Source organism: Alistipes sp. ZOR0009 (assembly GCF_000798815.1).
Classification (GTDB): Bacteria; Bacteroidota; Bacteroidia; order Bacteroidales; family ZOR0009; genus Acetobacteroides.
The window spans coordinates 1-20876 of the sequence record NZ_JTLD01000041.1; the positions used below are offsets into that span (position 1 = coordinate 1).

At 39.8% G+C, this 20876-nt stretch carries 17 protein-coding genes; 8 read left to right on the top strand and 9 right to left on the bottom strand.

Annotation, left to right across the window (positions count from 1 at the left end; translation table 11 throughout):
- Positions 1 to 736 (bottom strand): FimB/Mfa2 family fimbrial subunit (locus L990_RS12135; RefSeq protein WP_156121531.1); only part of this gene is annotated, 736 nt, incomplete at its 3' end.
- Between the two features lie 615 nt (positions 737 to 1351).
- Here L990_RS12135 and L990_RS12140 point away from each other — a divergent pair.
- From L990_RS12140 to L990_RS19295, 3 genes are all read left to right on the top strand, one after another.
- Positions 1352 to 1708, top strand: a complete 357-nt coding sequence (locus L990_RS12140; RefSeq protein ID WP_047449620.1) for a zinc ribbon domain-containing protein YjdM — start codon at positions 1352 to 1354, stop codon at positions 1706 to 1708.
- 629 nt (positions 1709 to 2337) lie between these two features.
- Positions 2338 to 3639, top strand: coding sequence for an IPT/TIG domain-containing protein (locus L990_RS12145; protein WP_047449623.1), 1302 nt, complete (start codon positions 2338 to 2340; stop codon positions 3637 to 3639).
- 630 nt (positions 3640 to 4269) lie between these two features.
- Positions 4270 to 6078: an alpha-L-fucosidase gene (locus tag L990_RS19295; RefSeq protein ID WP_081981700.1), complete on the top strand. Its 1809-nt coding sequence runs from the start codon at positions 4270 to 4272 to the stop codon at positions 6076 to 6078.
- A gap of 134 nt (positions 6079 to 6212) precedes the next feature.
- Here the strand turns inward: L990_RS19295 and L990_RS12155 are convergent, their stop codons facing one another.
- The 3 genes from L990_RS12155 to L990_RS12165 form a co-directional block, all read right to left on the bottom strand.
- Positions 6213 to 6602, bottom strand: a complete 390-nt coding sequence (locus tag L990_RS12155) for a DUF1842 domain-containing protein (RefSeq protein WP_052180974.1) — start codon at positions 6600 to 6602, stop codon at positions 6213 to 6215.
- 321 nt (positions 6603 to 6923) lie between these two features.
- Complete coding sequence (locus L990_RS12160) at positions 6924 to 7460, bottom strand: hypothetical protein (protein WP_197057279.1); 537 nt, start codon at positions 7458 to 7460, stop codon at positions 6924 to 6926.
- On the bottom strand, positions 7450 to 8067 hold the full coding sequence (locus L990_RS12165) for an RNA polymerase sigma factor (protein ID WP_052180975.1): 618 nt from the start codon (positions 8065 to 8067) through the stop codon (positions 7450 to 7452). Before L990_RS12165 ends, L990_RS12160 begins: the two co-directional genes overlap by 11 nt.
- Positions 8068 to 8187: 120 nt before the next feature.
- On the opposite strand from L990_RS12165, the gene L990_RS12170 reads away from it, so the two are divergent.
- A complete protein-coding gene (locus L990_RS12170) occupies positions 8188 to 8877 on the top strand; it encodes an energy transducer TonB (RefSeq protein ID WP_047449629.1) in 690 nt (229 codons plus the stop codon).
- A gap of 292 nt (positions 8878 to 9169) precedes the next feature.
- Here L990_RS12170 and L990_RS12175 read toward each other — a convergent pair whose 3' ends face one another.
- Complete coding sequence (locus L990_RS12175) at positions 9170 to 10138, bottom strand: hypothetical protein (protein ID WP_156121533.1); 969 nt, start codon at positions 10136 to 10138, stop codon at positions 9170 to 9172.
- Positions 10139 to 10330: 192 nt separating this feature from the next.
- Here L990_RS12175 and clpB point away from each other — a divergent pair, with 192 nt between their 5' ends.
- Together clpB and L990_RS12185 are read left to right on the top strand one after the other, a co-directional pair.
- Entirely contained in the window at positions 10331 to 12928 is a 2598-nt protein-coding gene (clpB, locus tag L990_RS12180) for an ATP-dependent chaperone ClpB (protein WP_047449679.1), read from the top strand.
- A gap of 230 nt (positions 12929 to 13158) precedes the next feature.
- Positions 13159 to 14070, top strand: coding sequence for a glutaminase (locus tag L990_RS12185; RefSeq protein WP_047449635.1), 912 nt, complete (start codon positions 13159 to 13161; stop codon positions 14068 to 14070).
- 59 nt (positions 14071 to 14129) lie between these two features.
- Here the strand turns inward: L990_RS12185 and L990_RS12190 are convergent, their stop codons facing one another.
- The 4 genes from L990_RS12190 to L990_RS12205 form a co-directional block, all read right to left on the bottom strand.
- Entirely contained in the window at positions 14130 to 14393 is a 264-nt protein-coding gene (locus L990_RS12190; protein ID WP_047449638.1) for a hypothetical protein, read from the bottom strand.
- Between the two features lie 10 nt (positions 14394 to 14403).
- On the bottom strand, positions 14404 to 15006 hold the full coding sequence (locus L990_RS12195) for a hypothetical protein (RefSeq protein WP_156121534.1): 603 nt from the start codon (positions 15004 to 15006) through the stop codon (positions 14404 to 14406).
- Positions 15007 to 15197: 191 nt separating this feature from the next.
- On the bottom strand, positions 15198 to 17747 hold the full coding sequence (locus tag L990_RS12200; protein ID WP_047449643.1) for a beta-mannosidase: 2550 nt from the start codon (positions 17745 to 17747) through the stop codon (positions 15198 to 15200).
- A gap of 208 nt (positions 17748 to 17955) precedes the next feature.
- Complete coding sequence (locus L990_RS12205) at positions 17956 to 18543, bottom strand: hypothetical protein (RefSeq protein WP_047449646.1); 588 nt, start codon at positions 18541 to 18543, stop codon at positions 17956 to 17958.
- A 271-nt stretch (positions 18544 to 18814) separates the two neighbouring features.
- Here L990_RS12205 and L990_RS12210 point away from each other — a divergent pair, with 271 nt between their 5' ends.
- Complete coding sequence (locus L990_RS12210) at positions 18815 to 19297, top strand: VOC family protein (RefSeq protein WP_047449648.1); 483 nt, start codon at positions 18815 to 18817, stop codon at positions 19295 to 19297.
- Between the two features lie 138 nt (positions 19298 to 19435).
- Positions 19436 to 20482: a nucleoid-associated protein gene (locus L990_RS12215; protein WP_047449652.1), complete on the top strand. Its 1047-nt coding sequence runs from the start codon at positions 19436 to 19438 to the stop codon at positions 20480 to 20482.
- Positions 20483 to 20876: the final 394 nt, after the last annotated feature.

The following is a 20876-nucleotide window of genomic DNA, read 5'->3' on the forward strand; positions in this document are numbered from 1 at the left end:
TTTTTTCTGCAATCACTTTATTGTCCACATCGTATGCCTTAATGTTGATTGTGAGCGGAGTCTTTGTGTTTAGGGAGAAGTTGCCTACCGTAAAGTTTGGCTTTCCAACGTCTGCAGTGGTAACTTCCTTTTCAAAGTTTGCGCTAAAGAAAAAGTTGGACGTTTCGCCACTATTAAAATAGAAGAAGGACGCCTCATTTTCAATATTTACGTTCACCTTTTTTACGTAGCTTGGCATTACGTCAGACAGAACCACCTCTACGTATGATACAAATCTGTCTAGCACTACATTTTGAGCGATGTTGTTCTTATCAACAGTGATTACAACCTTTTTGTAGAACGAATCGTAGATGGATGCTAGATCTTGGGTGTAGTAGATGGAGTTTTCGTTGAGGCTTGTCGTGTTAATATGGTTTGGCTTTTGCTTTGTACCAATGAAGATAATGGTATAGCTTCCTGCTGCCAGCTGATCGGATATAACTCCAAAGTTTGCGTCGGATTTCGTTTGGGTAACTTCTTTTACCAGCGATCCCGAGCTGTTAAATACCATGTAGTTTAGGTACCCAACTGTTTCTCCAAGCGATTTGGTGTACGAAATGTCTGTTATCTCCTGATTAAAGGAGGAGACGTTGAACTTAATGTCGCGCTTAACCTCTTTCGTTTCTACTGTTTCATCTTTCGAACAGCTGAACATTAGAAAGCAAGCCATCAGAATGGCTAAATTTTTAAATTTCATAGTCATAGATTTTTGTTGTAGTATGTGTGGGCTGCATTTGGTAAGGTTTGATAGTTTTAAATGCAGCATTTATTTTAGATAGGGTAGGTTGTTGCTTGGTGCAACATCCGATTGTTTTTGAAAGTCCCCGTTTTTAGGGCTGGTTAATTTCGTTCTTTTGAGAATTAGCGGGTAAGTTTTGGCGGATAGATGCTTTGCTTTTGGTTTATTTTCGTTCATACTTTTGTTTTGGTAGCTTACAATTTATGCTGTAATGTTTTTTATAGTATTTGTTTGACTAGCATATTAACCGAATAACCAAAAACAGATATAGAAGCTATTCTGGAGAGGTGTATACCCATTAGAATTGGAGTTGCAATAGTTAATGTTTATGGTTTTCTATAATAATTCGAGCACAAATTTAGCATCATTATGTTTGCATTGAATAGTGTTTGTTAACAAATTTTTAAAATTTATTATAGTGTGCTAGTTGTTGTGTTTTTACTTATTACGCATTTGTAATCAGATGGTTGTGTTCGTTTTTGTCTGATTAACAAAGAAAACGCTATCTTTGGCGTGTTATTCCTTACCGCTTGAGGTGCAGGGGAGGAGCAAATCATCAATAAAAACACTAAAATGAGTAACGAACAAAAGTGCCCAAAATGTAATTCGGAGAATACCTACCAAGATATGAACCTTTGGGTTTGCCCCGACTGCTTTCACGAGTGGGATCCTACGGAATTGGCTGAGGCTGCCGCTAATGAAGCCGCTGCAAGCGTGGTTCTGGATGCTAACGGAAACGCTCTTGCCGATGGCGACTCGGTTACCGTAGTAAAGGATCTTAAGGTAAAGGGTTCTCAATCGGGTATTAAGGCTGGTACTAAGGTTAAGAACATCCGCCTAGTAGATAGCAGCGATGGCCATAATATTGCCTGCAAGATTGATGGCATTGGCGCAATGTACCTAAAGTCTGAATTTGTAAAGAAGGCTTAATTTTAGCGATATAAAAAGGAGGCACCACCAGGTGCCTCCTTTGCTTTATGGGTGTATGGTTATGTTTTCTGTTCGGCGTGCTTCTTTTCTAGCTAGCCAGCCGTTTGCCTGCATTTAGAACGCCTTGTGGCGTTTTCGATTTCAGTTGTAGCGCATTTCATTAGCACCCCACGCCGCTCAGTTTTCTAATGGATATATCCTCTTTTCCTTTCATTTATTTTGGCAGCAATGGTCGTACGATCGAATAGGCTCACTTTTGCATACATTTCTGCCAGTTGGGGGCGGAACTTATGCTAAATTCTGCTATTTTTGATCGAAATCTTACTGCAGCCATTTATTTCGGTTCTTACCTGCTCTCTTCTTTGTTGGGAGGCTTTGTACAGAATTCTTATTGATGGGCTTGCGGTGGGGTGTTGAGTTTTCTGTTGGGATTCTTTTCTCGTACTTTATGAGGATCTATTGGCATGATGATGTATCTGCTAGCTAGGGCATTTTACGCGTTCTTCCTGTTGACGAGGTGGAAGTTGTTCTGTTAGATTGGCTGTTCTATAAAGGGGAAGGGGCCTGATAAGAAAACATGGTGATATGATAAAGATGTAATTATTCAATAATAAACACACAAAAGGTTTATGAAACCATTACGTTTATTTGGTGCTGCTGGCAAGTTCAATTTATCGCTATTGGATTGTTACTTTACAAGGTTTGCCGTAGTTGCTTTAATGTTGCTGCTGCTTGGCGCCTGTTCAAAAACGGAAAATACGGGGTCTTTTACGCCTCCCAAAGTAGAGGTTATAGATGCTTTAAGTGGTGCAGTGGGCGATACCTTAACCATTAAAGGGACAGACTTTGGTGTTAACAAAGCGGAGATAGAGGTAACCTTTAATGGCGTAACGGGCGAGGTTGTGGAAGCCGATCCTGCCTTCATAAAGGTGGTGGTTCCCGATAAGGCCATTTCGGGCTTGGTAAAGATAACGCTAAAAGGAAGCGACATCTATAAGGTAGCCTCTTTTACGGTGCCTTCGTTCGATCTTTTTATTTTTCATAATAATGAGAAGAAACTTGCTCGAATAAATATCGAAAAGGGGACGTTAACCTACATTGGGGAGAACATAGAGTATGGAGTAAATACCTGTGGTAGCGCCTACAGCATAAAAACGCAGGAGTACATAGGATTCGAGAATGGAGTGAAGGATGGCGCAACCGGAAAGGTAACTCCCACTTTAGTTCGAATTAATGTGAAAACGGGAGCGGTTAAGTACGTAACTATTCCTGAGAAGTTTCTCGCTAAGGGAGCCGATTTCAGGGATTTTGCCATGGATAGCGAAAGCAACGGATACGTATTTCATTATAATATAAAGAAGCTGGCTAAGGTTAATATCGAAACGGGAGAGCTTACCTACATTGGTGAGGACATCCGCTACGGTGAAAATACCAGAGGAGCCATGTACTGCCAGAAAACAGAGGAGTACGTTGGTTTCGAAAACGATCTGAAGGATACTGCAACCGGTAAATCTGCTCCTGCTATTGTTCGTGTTAATGTAAAAACGGGTCAAGTAAAGTATGTTAGCATTCCGGCTGAATACCTATTGAAAGGAACAAACTTCCGAGACTTTACGATGGATGCAGCAGGCAATGGTTATGTGTTTCAAGATGATGATCATATGTTGGCAAAGCTTGACATCGAGACTGGAAAGATTAAAAACTTCGTTAAGGATATTCGCTACGAAAACACTCGCGGAGGAAGAATTTACCCTAGAACTGGGGAGTATATTGGATTTGCAAACGGAGTAGTAGATGGCGAAACGAAAAAGATCTATCCTTACCTAATTCATGCTAATCCAAATTACGGCTCAAAAAGTAGCGTAAATATCTCGGCCAAATATCTTACCAAAGGTACCGACTTCCGAGATTTTTGCGTTGGCCCTAATTAAACTCTGTTTCAGCAAAAGCGCTGGCTATTGGTGCCCTTTGTTTTATTGGACAATTAAATAGAACCTCGCGTTGATCTGCTAACTCTAATAAAGCTTAAGCTACTATATGTAATGAAACGGTAATCCTATAAGGGGTTGCCGTTTTTTTGTAATGGGGTATTGGATGTTTTTTAGTTGCTCTTATTTGCATGTGCGGTGTATTCAATTTCTTTATTCTCGGAGATGGCCTACTTTAGGCGTAGTTGGATTGGTTTTGGCTGCTGGATGTCGGTGTGTAATTTGAGGTTGCTTTACCTCTAGTTGTATTAGGATACAAAGGAAACAAGCACATTTGGTTCATAAAGGGTATGCTCAGAAACCTTTGGGTATTTCATATATTGAGAACATGATGCTTATGTAGCCACATTGATGTCCGTTTTCTCTACTTTTTGCATGTTTTATAATTACCTGTTTTTCTACTTGTCTGGTATAAAATGATATGCTCCTTGTTGTATCTTTGTTGATACAATAAGAGGAGGCTTAACCTGTATTTGCGATTGATAAGATGCAGCCTCGTTTAGATACAAACCCAAATAATTTCAACCACCATATTTCCCTACGGGGGAAGTTTAATCACTTAAGTACAAAGAAATGAGAAAGACTAAATTTTTGTTTTGGCTCGCTTTTATTCTTTTGACAAACCTGCAGGTTGTAGCACAACAAAAGATCTATGAGCCGACATGGGAATCGTTAAACACCCGTTCGTATCCAGCTTGGTTCAATGATGCTAAGTTGGGAATCTTTATTCACTGGGGATTATATTCTGTACCCTCATGGTCGACCAAAGAGCAGTACGCCGAATGGTTTTTGCGAGGGTTAATGACAAATGATACTGCGCGTATAAACTTTCAGAAGCGGGTATTTGGCGAGAATTTTACCTATGAACAGTATAAGAACTTGTTTAAGGCCGAACTTTTTGATGCCAACCAATGGGCGGATCTGTTTCAAAAGGCTGGAGCAAAGTATATAATTTTGGTGTCTAAGCATCATGATGGCTACTGTTTATGGCCGAGCAAGTATGCCCCAGGTTGGAATAGTTTGGAAACAGGTCCAAAGCGAAACATTGTGGGTGAGCTGGAGAAGGCTATTCGCAAAAATACGGATATTAAGTTTGGTTTATACTACTCGTTACCCGAATGGAATAGCCCTTTGTATCGTTGGGGAACCGATCCAGGTACAAAGGTGAATGAGTATGTAGAAAAGCACATGGTGCCTCAATTTAAGGAGTTAATATCTACCTACAAGCCATCGTTGGTCTTTACCGATGGTGAATGGGATCATTCGGGAGCAACTTGGAAGGCTCCAGAACTAATCTCGTGGTATTTTAATACGGTTGGAGACGAAGCCATTGTAAACAACCGCTGGGGAGGTGGAAGTGATTATGGCTTTCTAACTCCTGAATATAGTTCTGGAATTCATAGCCCTAATCGCCCTTGGGCTGAGTGTCGTGGAATGGGCCGTAGCTTTGGTTTAAACAGAAATGAAACCATTGACGCTTACCTCACCCCCGAAGATTTAATTCACTTCTTTGTAATGGCAGTTGCTAATGGCGGTGGAATGACATTGAATGTTGGTCCGGCTGCCGATGGACAAATTCCGTTGCTTCAGCAGGAGCGTTTACTTCAGCTCGGTTCTTGGCTGAAGGTGAATGGAGAGGCTATTTATGGCTCTAGAGCTTTTACAAAGACAATAGAGGAGAAGGACGTTACTGTTACAAGAGTAGACTCTACAATTAACTTCGATTGGGTTCGTAATTCTCCCATAAAAGGAATAAAGGAGGATGATTTTACGGCTAAATGGGAAGGTTTTATTACGCCTAAGTATAGCGAAAGCTACCGTTTTGAGGCTGTTGCCGACGATGGCATTCGTGTTTGGGTTAACAACCAGCTGGTTGTTGATCAATGGGGAAATACCTCTACCGAAAAGGAAGGTAGCGTAATGGATCGCCAAAAAGGGGCAGCCAAAGGTGGTCAGATTAAGCTTAAAGCAGGGGTGAAATATGCCATTAAGGTGGAATACTTTGAAAGCAAACAAAATGCACATGCTTTCCTTTACTGGCAATCAAAACATCAATCTCGTCAAATTGTACCTCAAGAGGCTCTTGCTACAGAAATTTCTGCTACAGGAGATGGCTTAAAAGCGGTGTATTCATCCAAAAAGACTACTCTTTGCTATACTAGCAACAAGGGGAATATTTATGCGATTGCTTTAGAATGGCCAGAGGATAAGCTCGTATTAAACATTCCTTCACCAGCATCAAATGCGAAAGTAACTCTGTTGGGAAGAGATGGAGTGCTACCTTGGACGTATGAAAACGGGAAGATGGTAATTGATGTAACTGGTATCCGTTACAATGAAGTGCCTTGCCAGTGGGCTTGGACATTTAAGATTGCTCAGTAATCTAGCGAATATTTATATTAATCAGGACAGGGATTGGCAATCTATCCCTGTCCTGATAATCAAAAAGAGGATGAACTTTTTACAAGCATCCTCTTTTTTATATTAGAACCTTTTAATTAACCGAAAAGAAAACGTTAGTTGGCCTTTGCTGCTTGTGGTTGATTTACTTGAGCAAGTTTTACAGGAACATTCTCTAGACTATGCCGTTTTCCACTGTTATCGATAAAAGAGAAAGATCCGGTTCCACTTTGCCAGTTCGACTCAAGAACAATGCGTCCTTTAAACTCATTATTACCTTCAAGAACAACAAGGATGTGAGTGTTTTGAGGCATCACTGTCATGTAGGTAAAGTCTCCATTAACATCAAAGTGAACATCTAGAGGAGGGTTGGTTGATTGAAAGGCACGTGCAACTCCACCGACTTTGCGGTTTGGTGTAGACACTCCAAGGTTGAAGTTTATGCTAATAGCACCCATCTTACCTGTTCCTGCAATTAGAGGAAGTAAAAACATTCCAGTTTCCATAAGTGAAAATTTTAATAATGTAAAAGGCTTAATTTGAAAGATGTAATAGTTTTCATACAATCTTTCTTTTTTGTTCCTTATAAATATCTCCTAATTGATAAGGGTATCCAACAGTGTAAATACCTGTTTTTCAAAAAGAGGTATTTACCGTAAATATGTGCTTTAATGACAGCTGGAAATCGCTTGTTGGGGTGGGAAGCCTTGTTGGTCGGATGTTTTTAAAGAAGGGTACAAAAAAGAAGGAAATTTTTACAACGATTTCCTTCTAAATTTTTAAAGTGATGTTACTTTGGTAGCGTTGTTTAATGATGCTTGCTGATTTTATGGCAAAGAATCTATTTTCTCGTTATTTAGTTGTTCTTTTATTTTTCTTTGCTTCTTGAGTTTTTGCTCCCACTTGTTTTTCTTGTCAGAACATTTATTTATCAGCCTTGCATTAGAGGTATCTTTAACCTCAAGCCTAAATGGTAATGCGTTTTCGTTTTGAATCGATGGCGTTACGGGTTTTGTAGACGGCCAATCTGCTATTAGTAAAATGGTTGCTGCTATAGCCGCCATAATGCTAAAGGTAATGAGTTTAACTCTCAGTTTTATGCGCAATCCCTTTTTTTCGGGCATGAAATCAAGGGGACGAATAACCTGCAGCCTACGTTTTACTTCTTCTAAGTCGCTATTTACCTTATCTAAATCAACCTCGGTTAGACCTTCGTATGCTAATGCACATAGCTCGCAGCTAGCGATGTGGGCCTTCGCTAGGCTGTATTCATCAGGAGTCAGTCCTCCTTTCGCTAAGCGCTCGAACGTGTCAGTGCTTAGGCATCCTGATGCTGTAAAGAGGTTGCGCTGATTATTGTTCATAGCCATCGGTAAGTAGTTTTCGGAGGTTACGCTTGCCATTTTGGATATGACTTTTCACTTCGTTCATCCCAAATCCGGTTATATCAGCAATTTCTTTGTATGATTTATCTTCGAGATACATTAGGCTTAGGCAGATGCCTTGTTGGCTCGATAGCTTTTCCATGAGTGCGAGCATTTTTGATATTTGGTCTTCGGCTACCTCGTCATCAATCTTTTGTCCCAACTCTTCTTGGTATAGCTTGTAAAGTACGTTTGTAGTACTTTCGGGTGTTAGTTCTTTTAGATCAAGTTGTCGCTTACGAATATGCATCAGGCAGTAGTTTTTGGCAACTACAAATAGCCACGATTTAAGGTTTTTCACCGTATGGTTACTCAAATCAATAAATATCTTCTCAAAGATTGATTGTACGGCGTCTTTACTCTCTTCTGTATTTTTTAGGTATTTATAGCATACCCCGTATAGAATATGTGAGTAGCGGTTGAAAATTTCGTTCACGATATCCCCGTAATTATCCTTCGTTAGGGATTGCAAAAGTTCATCGTCAGCTAGTTTTGTTAAGTTCTGACGTGTTGCATTATCGAGCTTATGAACTTTTTTTAGGAACAACCGAATTATTTTTATACAAAGCTAAAAAAATATACCAAATAATTTATGCAATTTTTAGTTCTTCCGCATCCTAATAGTAAGGGCGCCCATCTACAAGTTTAATTTTAAAAACAAGAAGTTATGTTGGCAAAAAAGACTTATGGAGCAGACTTAGAACATCTCAAGGTTCTATTTCTAGAAGTGGGCTTGTGTGTTGCTCTGGCTATTTCGATAGTTGCGTTTGAATGGAATTTTAAAGAAAGCAATACAGCATCTAGTTGGATTATCAATTCTTCAGTAGAAAATATTTCGGACTTAATTCCGATAACAGAAACACCTACTAGTACGTCAGAATTACCGCATCTTGCCGTCTTTTCTGATGAGATCAAAATAGTATCTAACGATGTTCATCTTGATAATGTGTTAATGGTAGATGCTGAAGGGGGGAAGGAGCCGATTCCTATAACTTCGTATAGTCCAAAAATTACGGATGATATTGTTGATGATACTGATGAGCCTTTTATTGTGGTTGAGGAAATGCCCACTTTTGGGAATGGCGGTTTGGAAGCTTTTCAAAAGTATGTTTTAAGCAACGTTGTGTATTCTGAAACAGCAAGGGAAAACAATATTTTCGGGACTGTGCTGGTGGAATTTGTTGTAGGCAAAACGGGTAAGATAGAAGGGGTTAAAGTTGTACGAGGAGTTGATTCCTCGTTAGATAACGAGGTGGTTCGTGTTCTTCGCAAATCTCCAGATTGGAAACCTGGGTATCAAAGAGGAAAACCCGTAAAGGTTAAGTTTACTTTACCTGTGAAATTTGCACTTGAGTAACACATATAGTTTCTATTTTTTTTGTTGAATATAAAATAGGTGTTATGAGGTTGTTGATTAGCTATTTGTGATTTTATTTGCTTGTTTTTTAGGAAAAGGATAAAAAAAAGTGATATGGTCGTGTGGAATTTTACTCTTTCTTGCATCTATATGTATGTAGCATGATAAAGAATTAAAGTATTAGGTCCTCATTAGAACTTGTGAAAGTTCGTCCAAGGAACCTTAAAAGATCAATATAAAGGTTTAAGTCGATTAATTGAAAAAGAGGAGTTGTGGTTAGCTCCTCTTTTTTTTATTTGGTAACAGGTAGATGCATCGTTGCTTTTTGCTTTTTTAAATCTAGAAAAATAATGGGATAGCCATCCGCAAGCAGACCTTGCTTATTCGCTTCATAGATGAGCTGGTTGTAAATGTCTTCAATATTTTCACCAATGCGATATCTCGCGTAAAGTGTTTTTGATCCGGTAAAAAGGGCTAGTATTGCATTGGGGATACGTTGAATTTCTCCGTTTTTTACAGGGAATCCTGTGATAACTTTTAATGTGTCGTCAATTGGACTTGTAGAGAACTGAATGTAGGGGAGGCCAGCGACGTTTTTTTGGGGAACAACCTTCTGTAGATTTAACAGTTCCTGCATTATGCCTTGCCCATCTTTCTTGCTAACGTATTTTTTACGAATAAAAGCTCTGAAATCAGAAATCGTTCCGCTTTTTACTTCGTAAATAACTGTTGAGTTGTTTAAGTTGCAGTCCATTACAGCAGATTGCAAATCTCTTCGAAAATCTTTGCGGATAAAGTAGTAGGATATGTACACCTTAAATTTGAGCCAGATAGAGTTCGGTAAATCAATATAAACGGAGGCGTTTACCTGTGTTTTTTCTCGTTGATTTATTAAATTGAATACAATTTCTCCTTCTGAAAAAGGGTGGTAGCTGATGCTAAATGTTAGATTTTCGTATCTTTTACTTTCTTTCAGCTGAAGCCATCCTTTGTCTCCATTTTTACTGCTCCACCTGTAGATGGTTGGCTGCTTGATGTTGGTGCTATCTATAACAAGCCTATGCTGGTTGCGAACAAAATAGTCGCTTCGGCTGATCCATCGTTTAGGATTTTCGAGATACTGGTAAACAACTCGAGGTGGGCAATTAAAAATAACGCTCTCCCTTAAAATAAGGGCGGAGGGCATGAAAATATAAATTAGAAGAGATACAAAGATTAAAAAAATAAGTAGCCTTAGGCTCCACCGAATCCATCTTCTCATAGTTCGAGTCGTTTGATATGCTAAATTAGGTGATAATCTGGATATTTTCAACTAGATGCTACGTATTAGTTGTAGATTGTATTTAGAATATGCTGAAAAAATGACATAAAGATGGTGCGCTTTCGGAAAAAATGGCACAAAATGCTAGTTGGCAAATTTATTGAAGGTTTAGCCGATAGGAGGAACATTGAAATGAACTTTAATAATTTTACAATTAAGGCACAGGAGGTTATTCAGCATGCAATTGAGGTTGCCGCGGCTAATAACAACCAAATTATAGAATCGGGACATGTGTTGCAAGGGCTAATGTCTCAAAGTGAAAGTATCACAGGGTTTTTATTGCGCAAAGTTGGTGCAAATCAGTACGCAATTGAGAGAGGTCTTGCAGAGATTTTGGGTAAGTATCCTAAGGTAACAGGAGCAGGAGAACCTTCGTTAAGTAACTATGCTAATAAAGCAATTAGTAGGGCAATGGATTACGCCAAAAAATTGGGTGATCAGTACATTTCTGTTGAAGATTTGTTGTTGGGCATTTTAGATGTTGGGGATAACGTTTCTAAGCTTCTTAAGGATAATGGCGTTGTCGAAAAGGAACTTATAGCAGCAATCAAAGAGTTACGAAAAGGTGCCTCTGTCGATAATCCGTCGGCAGAAGAAACGTTCAATGCTCTTGGACGATATGCGATCAACTTAAACGATATGGCTCGATCTGGTAAGCTCGACCCTGTTATTGGTCGTGATGAGGAGATTCGACGTGTGCTTCAAATTCTATCGAGGCGTACAAAGAATAATCCAATCTTAGTTGGAGAACCTGGTGTTGGCAAAACGGCTATTGCCGAAGGCATTGCACACCGTATTATTAGTGGTGATGTTCCTGAAAATTTGAAATCTAAGCAGATTTACTCTCTAGATATGGGGGCGCTCATTGCTGGTGCTAAGTATAAGGGTGAATTTGAAGAGCGATTAAAGGGTGTCGTAAAAGATGTGACGACTTCGGAAGGAGAGGTTATTCTTTTTATTGACGAGATCCATACCTTGATAGGCGCAGGGAAAAGCGAAGGAGCAATGGATGCCGCTAATATTCTTAAGCCGGCACTTGCCCGAGGTGAGCTGCGATCGATTGGTGCGACTACGCTTGATGAGTACCAGAAATATTTTGAAAAAGATAAGGCGTTGGAGCGGCGTTTTCAGACGGTAATGGTAGATGAGCCTACGGCTCCTGATGCAATTTCTATTCTTCGAGGCTTAAAAGAGCGCTATGAAAATCATCACCAAGTGAGAATAAAGGATGATGCTATTATTGCTGCTGTTGAACTCTCTTATCGCTATATTACCAATCGTTTTTTGCCAGATAAGGCTATCGACTTAATTGATGAGGCTGCTGCTAAGCTTCGTTTGGAGATGAACTCTGTTCCTGAAAATATCGATGAGCTAGATCGACGTGTTCGGCAACTCGAAATTGAAAGAGAAGCAATAAAAAGAGAAGGTGATACTCGAAAGGTCAACGACTTGAACGAAGAAATTGCAAACCTTTCAGAGCAACGGGCGGTACTTCGTTCTAAGTGGCAGGAGGAGAAAGGGCTAATAGATAAAATTCAGCATAAAAAGATTGAACTAGAGGATTTGAATTTTCAAGCGCAGGAAGCAGAGCGTTTAGGTGATTATGCTAAAGTTGCCGAAATTCGTTATGGCAGGGTAAAGGAGGTAAATGACCAGATAGAAAGATTTAAGGAAACGCTTAAAGAGCGTCAACGCAATGATGCCCTTATTAAGGAGGAGGTTGATTCGGAAGATATTGCAGAAGTTGTCTCTAAATGGACTGGAATTCCTGTAGCCAAAATGGTGCAAAGCGAACGTGTTAAGCTTCTTAATATGGAGTCTGAATTGCATAAGCGGTTGGTGGGGCAAAATGAGGCTATAGAGGCTGTCGCTGATGCCGTCAGACGTAGTCGCGCTGGTTTACAGGATTCAAAACGTCCGATTGGTTCTTTTATTTTTATGGGAACTACGGGTGTTGGGAAAACGGAGTTGGCTAAGGCTCTTGCAGACTTTCTATTTAATGACGAGAATATGATTACCCGCATTGACATGTCGGAGTACATGGAAAAGCATTCGGTCTCAAGGCTTATCGGAGCGCCTCCTGGATATGTAGGCTACGACGAAGGTGGACAGCTGACCGAGTCGGTTCGAAGAAAGCCTTACTCTGTTATTCTTCTTGATGAGATAGAAAAAGCACACCCCGATGTGTTTAACATTCTTCTGCAAGTATTGGATGACGGGAGATTGACGGATAATAAGGGGCGTACTGTCAATTTTAAGAATACGATTATCATAATGACATCGAATATTGGCTCTCATCTTATTCAGGAGCGGTTCGCTAATATTTCTGAAGATAAGAGACGGCTGATTGCGGAGCAAACGAAAGTCGAGCTGGTTGAGCTGCTTAAGCAAACCATTCGTCCCGAGTTTATTAACAGAATTGATGATCTGATAATGTTTACTCCGTTAAACCACAAGGAGATTCGAGAGATTGTTCTGCTGCAGCTTAATTCTGTTGCTAAAATGCTTGGCGAAAATGGAATAAAGATTGAGTTTACCGATCGTTCTGTAGACTATATTGCCGATGTTGGTTTTGACCCAATGTTTGGGGCTCGACCTATAAAGAGGGCAATCCAAAAGTATATTGTAAATGAGCTATCAAAGCAAATACTGGGAGGCGTTGTTGAGCGAGATGATGAGATTGTAATCGATTATCATGATGAGGTTATAACTTTTTCAAATAAAGCATAAACTATAAGTCTTAGGGATAATAATTTCCTAAGACTTTTTTATGCAATCTCGGCTCAGATGCTGATGACGTAGAGGTGTGCTGATTCTATTTTTTTAGTGATAGCCTTGATGAAATTGCAAAAAACGAGCAGTTGTGATGTAGAAACGAGCAAATGGCTGTTATTAATATGTCATTTTTAAATATTTTGGCGCTGACTTTTCTAAATTCGCAATCTACAAAACGGACGTAAATGAGATATAAGGAAATCGTAGAAGAAATTTACGAATCGGTAATAGGCGAAGAGAATAGTGGAAGGCTGGCTACCTATATCCCAGAACTGGCGAAGGTAAATCCAGATAATTTCGGGGTTCACTTGTCTACTATTGACGGGGAAAATGTTGGAGTGGGGGATTGCTGCCAAAGATTTTCGATACAGAGTATTGCAAAAGTTTTATCCTTAAGTCTGGCCTATAAGAAGTTGGGTGAACGTATTTGGGGTCGACTGGGGGTTGAGCCTTCTGGGACTTCTTTCAACTCGTTAGTTCAGCTGGAGGCGGACAAAGGAATTCCTCGAAATCCATTTATTAATGCAGGAGCATTGGTGATTTGTGATATTCTTATCACTTTGCTTGATAATCCCAAAGAAGACTTTCTAACATACATACGAGATTTATCCGATAACCCAACTTTGGATTATTCGTCGGTAATTGCCGAGTCGGAGCAATCTGTTGGATATCGTAATATAGCGTTATGCCATTTTATCAAATCTTTTGGCAACATTAAGAATGATCCGATGGAAGTTCTCGACTTTTACTTCAATCTATGCTCGCTAGAGATGGACGGACGTGAGCTGACACATACGTTCTTGTTTTTGGCTAATGGAGGACGGAAGTTGGATGGTACGGAAATCCTGAATGGGAGCCAAACTAAGCGTATAAACGCTTTAATGCAAACATGTGGCTTTTATGATGAGTCAGGAGAGTTCTCCTTTAAGGTTGGGTTACCCGGGAAGAGTGGTGTTGGAGGAGGTATTATTGCGATTCATCCAAACCGGTACACGATAGGAGTCTGGAGCCCGAAGTTAAATGATAAGGGTAACTCATATAGGGGCATAAAATTTTTGGAGCGTTTTACCACGCATACGAAGCTGTCAATATTTTAGTAGGTTAATCCAACGTAAAAGGCATGCGCCGAAATACCTTTTACGTGGATTTTATTGATTTAGAGAAGTTTTTTTGCAATGGCAGCAAGTATGTTAATGCCATTCCCGATATTTTTAATCGAATTTGCTTTTTCCTCGTTGCTTAACGATGCGTCGTTTACAACTTTTAAAATCTTCTGCATATCTTTTTTGCTGATACCAGTTTGCTGAACAATTTTCTGTATTTCGGTATCATTAAGCTGACTGAGGCTGGCTATTTGGTTGGCCAGCTGCTCGTCAGTAGCTTTTGCTGCTTGGTTGGCAATGTCATCCCAATCTGTCATGATGGTAGTTTTATTTTGATATTAGTTTATTGATGTCATCATTCAAGTCGGTAATATTTTGTCCGACATTTCCTGCTTTAGTTATAAAACGGTCTATGGTCTTTTCTATTTTATCAAAATCGATGGGACTACCTGTTAATGCTGTTGTTTGGTTTAGCAGCTGTTTTCTGCTATTATCAACTTTTATAGATGATTCTAGTAGCCGTTTTAAGCTGCTGCAGGCTTCAATGTAGGTGAGGTAGTCTTGGTTTAGCTTATCTGTAATTTTGATTCTGTTAACTTCTAACGCATTTTGCATCGAGTCGCGACGCTGGTTTATCTTAGGAATAATGCTGGAGATAATGCTGGGGAGTTCCTGCTTTATATCTACATTACTGGGGATTAACGTTACAAATTGGTTAATAAAAGTGGGCGTGTAGGTGTTTTTTATGAAGTCGTCTATACGTAGCCTTTTTTCATTAAAAAGCTTATTGGTAAGCATGATGTTGAGGTTGTGCATTCTTTTCCCCTCTACCATAATGCTATCATTAAGTGCTACCGTTTGCATAGGGATAGTGGCACAGGAGGATAAGAGTAACGCACAGAGAGTGCTAAGGATGATTGATGTTTTCATTATATATTGGTTTTTACTGGAGTATGAAACACCTATATGTAGCAGCAAGATCTTGGAGGTCTTGAGTGCATTACTGTAAATATATGAAAAGAAATTTGTTTTGTTTAGATAAATATTGAAAGTGTGTAAAAAGAAAAAGCGCCGTAATCTGCGTGATTCTGCGGCGCTTTCTTTTTAGTGCTATTAGTGTTTTACTTCATGTAATCAAACATTGATCGAATGGTTATATCCTTTATATCTATTTTTTTGCTGCTTTTAATGGAGATTGTTTTTGTTTCTCCTGGCTCAATATCGAAAAAGTTGTCGGTTAGCTCTAACTCCGAGTTAGCTGAATCTATAAAAACGTTTTTCATCAGATTCTTTGCAGAGATTGTGAGCAGCGTTTCTCCTTTTTTTCCGTTAATAAGTTTCAGGCTGTATTTTGGTTTTTCTAGCTTCAAATTTTTAATGGTGGAGAAGTAGTGGAAGGATTTTACACCTTCGAAGTTGGTCACAAGTACAAGGTTTGAGGTGTCTGCGTATTGCAGAAGAGCTGTTTCGCTGATCTTTTTTACAAGTGTCGATGAGTTGTCTTTTACCTCGATCTTCTCACTTGATTGCCAAAGCACACTTCCTGAGAGGTTGTACAATTTACAACTAAGCACTCCTTTTGTTTGGGCTGTGTGATCCGCAACAAGGTGTATTTCGATGTTTCCTTTCTTTTTGTCGCTGCTGATGAGGTTTGGGGCAAACGCTTTTTTTGCCATGAAATGAAGCGCTTTAGGACGTAGCTTATAGTCCATACTCGACCATGAGGTTACTGGCCAGCAGTCGTTAAACTGCCAGTAAAGGGATCCCATGCAGCGTGGCATGTTGCGGCGATGCGCTTCGATGGCCAAGGCAATTCCATTGCCTTGTAAAATTTGGCTTAAGTAGATAAGATCATCAAAACTTCCAGGGTTTGGGAGCTCCCTTTTTAGGTAGAGGTCAATAATATCAAACCCAATAGAATGTTTTTGATGTACCTTCAGAATGGGAGAGTTGGTACTCCATTCAGAGCGAGGAATGTATTCTTCTAGTGTTTTGGCGCTAGGAAGAGCTTGAAATCCATATTCGCTTGCAAAACGAGGAATCTTTTTTTCGTAGGTTTCGAAAGGTTCCTTTCCCCACCAAACTCCCCAATAGTGCGAGTCGCCATGGGTTAAGCTCTTTGGTGACCCCCATCCATATTGTGGCGATGAAGGCCAGTAAAAACGGGAGGCATCTTCCTTTTTAATAACTTCAGGTAGTAGCTTTTCAAATAAGTTTAGATAGCCATGCCAAATGGCGGTCGAATCTTCCTTCGACCATTTATAAACTTTCTGGTAGCCCCAGTTATGCCAAGCTTCGCTTATTTCGTTGTTCCCACACCAAAGGGCAATAGAGGGGTGATTTCTTAATCGGATAACGTTTTGGATGGCCTCTTCTTGTACATTGTCAAAGTAAGCTTTATCCCAGGGATAGAAGCTGCAGGCAAACATAAAATCTTGCCACACCAAAATACCTTGCTTATCACACTCTTCGTAGAATTTGTCGTCTTCATAAACACCTCCTCCCCATATTCTAAGCATGTTCATGTTGGCTTCCTTTGCTTTCGCTACGGCTTTCTTGTAATGACTGGCATCAACGCGAGGAAGAAAGTGATCAAGAGGAATATAGTTGGCTCCTTTCATAAACGTTGGTATGCCATTAACTTTAAACAAGAAGGATTGACCAATGCTATCGGGGGATTGAATGACCTCGAAGGTTCTTACTCCAATTTGTTGAACGTCGGTTGTTTTTTTGTTTCCAACTGCGAGGGTTGCTTTTAAGGTGTAAAGGTTAGGTTTTCCCATTCCGTTGGGCCACCATAGTTTAGGATTTGATATGGTGAATGGGACGGTTTGCCTATTGTTTCCTTTGTTTAGTATTAACTTCTTAACGGCAAATACTTTTCCATTTTCGTCACTCAACGTAATGGTTCCCTGCTGATTTTCTGTCGAGTTAATGCTGAAGGTAGCGTTGAAATTTGCTTCCTTCTTACTTTGATTAAGTTGGCTATAGCGAATATTTTCGATTCTGGCTTTACTCCAAGCTTCGATTTCGACAGGTCGCCAGATGCCAGCTGTTACAAATCGAGCGCCCCAATCCCACCCGTAGTGGTGTTGCGCTTTACGTGTGAAAACGCTTGTTTTAAATTCGCCCCTGTCGTTGTCGTTAACTAGCTGTATGGGCAGCTGCTTTAAAGCATTTAGCCCTTCGTTATAGGCCGATTTTAGGAGTACTATAAGCTGGTTTTTGCCAACCTTGAGGTATGGTTTTGAACTTATTCTCCAGGTACGAAACATGTTGTTTGCATCAAGAACTTTGGTTCCATTCAGCCAAACTTCTGCGTAGGTATCAAGTCCGTAGAAGACAAGATCAACCTCGTCATGGTTAAGGGTTGTTGCATCTACCTCTATTGTTGTTTGGTATTGCCACGATTCATTTCCAATCCACTGTTGCCTAGTTTCTTCGTCGCTAGCGAATGGATCGTTGATTAGCTTGTTGTTAAAAAGATCGGTGTGTACTGTTCCTGGGACGGTGGCGGCATGCCAAGCTTCTTTTCCTACTTGCTTAAACTGCCAGCCAGTGTTGAGTTTTTGACGGATTAACAGGTTGTCGGACTTGGTGACGGTTTCGGCAGCTTGATTTGTTGTCGAAAAGCACACCAATCCAGCAAGAAGTAAAAACGTGTATTTCATTGATAATGGATTTAGAGATAGGTAAAAGTAGATGTTTCGGATAACCTTTCAAATTCGTCATCGTTGATTTGTGTTATGTTATGCAATGGTTATATGATCTTTAACAAGGTGGAATAAAAAAAGAGAGTAAACGGAAACCGTTACTCTCTCTGTTTTCGCAGTTTGTAATTTAGCAAGGACGCATCATCTTAATGATGCTGAAATAAGTTTATTGTTGTGCGATTTGCTGACTTTCTTCGTAGGTTGCTCGGCGCATGGGGTAGTAGTCTCTACATTTTTCGAAACTTTCGGGGCGTGCCCCGTAGCCAATTCCCAGTTGTAGCACTTCGTTTGAAGGCATATTGTATATCATCTCCACGCGTTGATTGCTATTTTGATTTTTTACAAGTAAATCTAACCAGTGTGGAGTTTTTGTATCGTCGGTTTCGTAGGTGCCTGTATTAGTTAGCCTCCATTTTCCTGTTCCTGGAATATCCTGTCCATCAATAGGTGTTAGGGTTACCGGTTGACCGTTGGCTCCTATTATGGTAGTTGGAGAAGGATCTTTCCTGTCTGGAAGAAATGTTTTTAGAGCAAATGTTCCATCGGAATTAAAGATAATTGCCATTGCCCCTTTGTTTGTCGGATTCTTACTTTCCATAATCCAAGTTCCTTCTATTCCTCCGCAGGCGCAAAGAAGTAGAGGTATTGCTATGAATAGTATCTTTTTAAGAGAAAGGCGGGTTTTGGTGGAATTTCTAAGACTGTTAGCCTCATTTGTTTGGGACTTATTGCCAAGACACAATCGCTCTTTCATGGTTGAATGTTTGGTTAAATAACGTTAGCAATATAGTCAAAATGTAAATACAATTTAAGTTTTGCAAAAAACTTTTCGATATTCTGATACATTTTTGCTTGATGGCTTCGTTAAATATTACAATGCTTCTCTGCTTGTACCTTAATTCTAAAGTTGAGGTTTGGTTGAATGTAAAAAGTAAAGCTTGGTAAGTATTGTGATGGCTTTATCTATATTTGGATTGTTATTGTCAAACATATTGGTGTATTGTTTTTTATTTTAACACAGTAAAATGAAGCTTCGAAACCTATCAGTAGCACTATTTGTGCGTGATATAGAAATCTCTAGGCATTTTTATGTTGATATATTGGGTCAGGAAATAGACCTTGATTTTGGAGGAAATATCATATTTAAATCGGGTTTTGCCATTTGGCAGATAAAGCCTAGTCATATTATCCCTCAGACGTTGGGGGAGGATAAGGTAAATGACGATACGGTGAATCGGTTTGAGCTGTATTTTGAGGCCGAAGATATGGAGGCAGTCTTCAATAAACTAAAGACGTCGAAGGTGAGGTTTTTGCATGAGATGCACGAGGAGAGTTGGGGGCAGCAAACCGTGCGTTTTTTTGACCCAGATGGGCATTTGGTAGAAATAGGGGAGCCGTTGGAGTGCTTTGTTAAGCGTTTCTTCAATAAAGGTATGACCATTGAAGAGGTTTCTGAAAAGACATCCGTTCCGATTATTGAGGTAAAGCGTTTAGTGGAGCTGAGTTAAATTCGTTGTGAGAATATTTTAGTGAAGTTGCTTTTGGCGCTTGGGGATGTGCCTTTGAAATGTTTTTAAAGTGCTATCTTTGATAGGTTAATCTTTATGCCTTAAGGAGCAAATCTAGTCGCTCTAAAATAACTGCTTATGATAGAAATTTCAGAATCGACGTTAGATCGATTAATTGTGCATCGTGTTGGAAATCGCGTGTCGGATATGACGCTGGTAATATCCCAGCGTGAAATTCAGAACTTTGATGAAATGCTGAGTGGCATGCTTATGCACTTTTTCTTTACTCCATTTAAGGGCGATTCGTTTTTCAATTTTACGCATCCGACAGATGTAACCCTCAACGAGATTTATACCTACTGTGGGCGGATATTCGATGACGTGACGCAATTCTTCCCTATGAGCGAAGCTATTGCCAAACACCTTTACGAGATGTCTGATCACCCCAATATTAAGGAGGGTGAGCTCTATGTTGCCTTGGTAAAGGATGTCGTTATCGAAGGGGAGGTGTGTGACGCCATTGGTATCTTTAAATCGGAAAATAAGGAAATATTCTTAAAGGTAAATCAAGGTGCAGAAGGGCTTGATTTAGGAAGCGAGAGCGGGATAAATATTAATAAGTTGGATAAGGGATGCCTGATCTTTAACACGGAGAGAGAGGCTGGCTATAAAGTCTGTGCTATAGACAATACCAACCGTAATAGCGAGGCGGTGTATTGGAAGGAGGCCTTCCTTAGGGTTAAGCCGCGCGAGGATAGCTACTACCAGACAAGAGGCTATATGGAGGTTTGTAAAGGCTTTGTAAGGGAGGTTTTTAATACCGAAAATGAGGTGGACAGGGCCGATCAGGTGGTGATGCTTAATAAAACCGCGGAGTTCTTTAAGAAAAATGAGGTTTTTGAGGAGACTGTTTTTGAAGAGGAGGTTATGCAGCAGCCTGAGATTATTGAAGCATTCCGGGAGTATAAGGATAAGTACCAAACGGTGAATCAGGTTGCTTTGAAGGAAGAGTTTACCATTTCTTCGGATGTTGCCAAAAAGATGGGAAAGCATTTTAAGAGCATCATTAAGTTGGATAAGAACTTCCATATATATATACATGGCGATAGAGAGCTGGTAGATAAGGGGTATGATGACGAAAAGGGGATGAAGTTTTACAAACTGTTCTATAACGATGAAGCTTAATCTTTAATGATATACAAAACGCTCCTGCCATAATGTAGGGGCGTTTTACTTTTTATACGAAATAGAAGCTGAATTGGATTTTAGCAGGTTGTATCTGCTTAAATCGACTTAGGTAATGAAGGCAACCATAAGGTTGCCTTTCTATTTTATCATAAAAAAACAGGCACCCGTTTAGGTGCCTGTTGATGGTTGGCGCATTAATTTTAGCAGATTGAGTGGTCTAGAAAGCTGTGTTTCTTTTCTTCTTGAATAACCTGCTTAATTACTCCTTTAATTGTGCAATTGTTAATACTCTTGCTTCTGCGCTCCATTTACCTTCGGCATACATGGTATAGCATGTTGTCGTTAATACTGTAGCCGTATTTCTTTATATAAGTTGACGTTGATTCGACGT